At 41.7% G+C, this 2,839-nt stretch carries 3 protein-coding genes; all 3 read right to left on the bottom strand.

The genetic code is table 11. The features are described 5' to 3' along the window. Window positions 1-260: 260 nt before the first annotated feature. From LKD36_RS17345 to LKD36_RS17335, 3 genes are read right to left on the bottom strand one after another with little or no spacing between them, the layout of a single operon-like run. Window positions 261-563, bottom strand: a complete 303-nt coding sequence (locus tag LKD36_RS17345) for a leucine-rich repeat domain-containing protein (RefSeq protein WP_308460380.1) — start codon at window positions 561-563, stop codon at window positions 261-263. A 12-nt stretch (window positions 564-575) separates the two neighbouring features. Further along, window positions 576-1,289, bottom strand: a complete 714-nt coding sequence (locus LKD36_RS17340) for an RloB family protein (RefSeq protein ID WP_308460379.1) — start codon at window positions 1,287-1,289, stop codon at window positions 576-578. Continuing rightward, complete coding sequence (locus LKD36_RS17335) at window positions 1,282-2,562, bottom strand: AAA family ATPase (RefSeq protein WP_308460378.1); 1,281 nt, start codon at window positions 2,560-2,562, stop codon at window positions 1,282-1,284. Before LKD36_RS17335 ends, LKD36_RS17340 begins: the two co-directional genes overlap by 8 nt. Window positions 2,563-2,839: the final 277 nt, after the last annotated feature.

The following is a 2,839-nucleotide window of genomic DNA, read 5'->3' as shown; positions in this document are numbered from 1 at the left end:
TCGAAAACATAGGAACTCGCGGCCACCAATCTGCGTTTCTGGCCCATTTCACCTACGAAAGCTTGTTGTGGCGCCGGAAAACAGGAACTGAAGCAGGGGTGGACGTGATATAGACCCACGGCCCCGGCAGCTTTGTCAAAAAGGGGCGGCCTCGCTCCGGCAAGGCAACAAAGGAGGCGCGGCCACGGCCCCGACAGACTTGCAAAAAGGGAGCGGCCACGGTCTCAGCAGACTTACAAAAAGAGGCATCCTACGCCCCTTTAGAGATACTCCACCTCAAAGCCAGATTCCTGACAATACTCATCCACCTTTGACCCCTGATAACAGCGGATCTTGGCGGATTTATTGATGATCCACGGACCTATGTATTCGGGATCGTGCCGGATCTCGAGGGTGCGTAGGCGGTTGCAGCCGTGGAAGACCCATTTGCCAATATAGCGGACGCTTTCCGGGAGGCAGACTTCGGTCAGTTTCGTGCATTTGAAAAATGCAGACTCTTCCAGTACTTCCAGTGACTCCGGCAGGTGAAGTTCCTCCATGCCGCAGAAGTAGAATAAGAGTATGCATAAGTATCCTCATACATCCTCCGTAAAATATTTCTTCTGTTCCTCCGGCAAATATTTCGCTAGTTCCTCCACCAACTCATACACCTTCGTTCCTGGTGCTATCTCCGCCGGTGTTCTTCCCTCTCCATTTTTAATAATCCGTCTCGCATATCGAATTGCCAGCTTCGGATTTCCACCATTCATCAGTGTCTCAAATATGTTATCCATATTCTTCTCATACTTTCCAATCCCCAGTTCTTGAAATTTCTCATTCAAAAATTTCTTATACTCGGACCTATGATTATTTGCCGTGTAATATGCAAAATGTAACATGAACCAGAATTCAATACACTCGTTACTCCACGCCGCATAGTACTGAACATCCGAATTTTTTTGATTCAATACTTCTGCCCGCTGGACTACTCCATTGACATCACTGGATGGAAAACTGTCTTTATCATAGACACACCATATCTGCCCTTTTGTAATCTTGTTCTCACGCACATACTCTTCCGCTTTCCCGATTACACGCATCGTCTCAGCCTGGCAGCCTTCAATTTCTATTAAAACCATATCCCGATAAATAGGATTATCTTCAATATACCGTTTGAATCCTTGGAAATATTTAGGTTCCGTTGCTTGTCCCTCGCAGAAAATATAGTAGCGGAATTCTTTCTTTTCCAGATATTCCTGCCGACGTTTCTTCTTCCAGTTGTCTTTCTCTTTTCTGCCTCTTTTAGCCATTCACCGTCCCCCAATCTATAATCTTTCTGAGGTATGGATCTGCACCATATTTTCCTTCCAGATACTGTTTATCGAACTTAGCATCCTTACGTACAGATTCACCTTTCTTATTTTTAAATTCTACAAGAGAATATAATTTTGAGTTCTGACGGTTCCCTTTTGCTACAAACCAGATTTCGTCTCTTCTGAAAACTTCGCTGTTCATAGTAGACAAATCATGCGATGTAAAAATCAACTGTGCACCCTTTTTATTCTTTTCCATATTGCTAAACATCATAATAAGATATCTAAGCAATACCGGATGGATCTTTGCATCCAGTTCGTCAATCACAAGTGTCGTTCCTTTCAATAAACTTTTTGCAATGAATGGGAGCAATCCAAATAATTTTTTTGTTCCACTGGATTCATCAACCAAATTCAATTCTGCTTCATATCCATCCACTACGTGTTTTGTAAACACTTCGATCCGGTCATTTTCCTTTTCTTCTACACGGAAATCTACAATATCCAAATCCATTTCCTGAATCATCTGAAGCATCAGTCTTTTTACATCCTCTGACTTAGAAATAGCCATTCGTAATTCCTGCATAGGATTTCCATAATTCAGAAAATTAATCTCTTCATCAAACCATTCAAGCACCTCCTGTACCACTTCGTTTTTGCCGTAAGTAATTCCAAGATATGATAACAGCGGCAATGTATCGGATAATTCATCACTGGTTTTTAATCTTGCAAATGCACCTTTCAAAATAATTCCATCCTCATCTCGTTCGAAAAGTGCTGATTTTCGTCCCGTTTCCAATTTTATACGGTCCAGCCTTTCGTATTCGATTACTTCTTTTTTTACGGTCAATTCATATCGATACTCTGACATTGCCGTTCTAAAAAACAATTCAAATTCTGTTGGTTCATTTCTTGTTCCTTCATTGAAAGCAAATGGCTCTATCACAAGTTTTTTCATTTTCATTGCGATCTCTTCGTTATTACTTGTAGCATATAATGGTCTCAGTACTTTCGTAACCAGACTATGCAATGCTTCAAGAACGTTGGATTTTCCTCCGCCATTTGGTCCGTATACAGCAGATACCGGTAAGTATAATTCCTCATCTTTATCTTTTATAATTCTGTCTTCATGCTCAGAAATGGCGGCAGCCTGCATATCAAATGTTACCTCATCCCGTATACTCTTAAAATTTTTCACTGTAAATTGGCATAACATTTTATTTACCTCCACTTGTCCAAACTTCTTTCCTATATCCTTATTATATTCCATTTTTTTGTTTTTACAACAGAAATATGAGACAAATCCTCATATTTCATATCGAAATTTGCATTTCAGCAATTTTCGGTGGAGTGAAAAATTGACATCCAATGGTACACGACAGTCAGGTGCCCCTTCGCCGAGACAGGGCTTTTATTTTCCCGCCCGCGGCCGGGACTGAGGAAAGCTTGTTTTCTTGCCCGCGGCCGGGACCGTGGGTCTCAGCGCTCAACTTGCTTACTAAAATTCCTTCCCTTTTCGAAAACATAGGAACTCGCGGCCACCAATC

This window comes from Hominiventricola filiformis, from assembly GCF_020686965.1.
GTDB classification, from domain to species: Bacteria; Bacillota; Clostridia; order Lachnospirales; family Lachnospiraceae; genus Hominiventricola; species Hominiventricola filiformis.
Note: the sequence above shows the minus strand (reverse complement) of the source record. Positions and strands in the feature narration are given on the sequence as shown.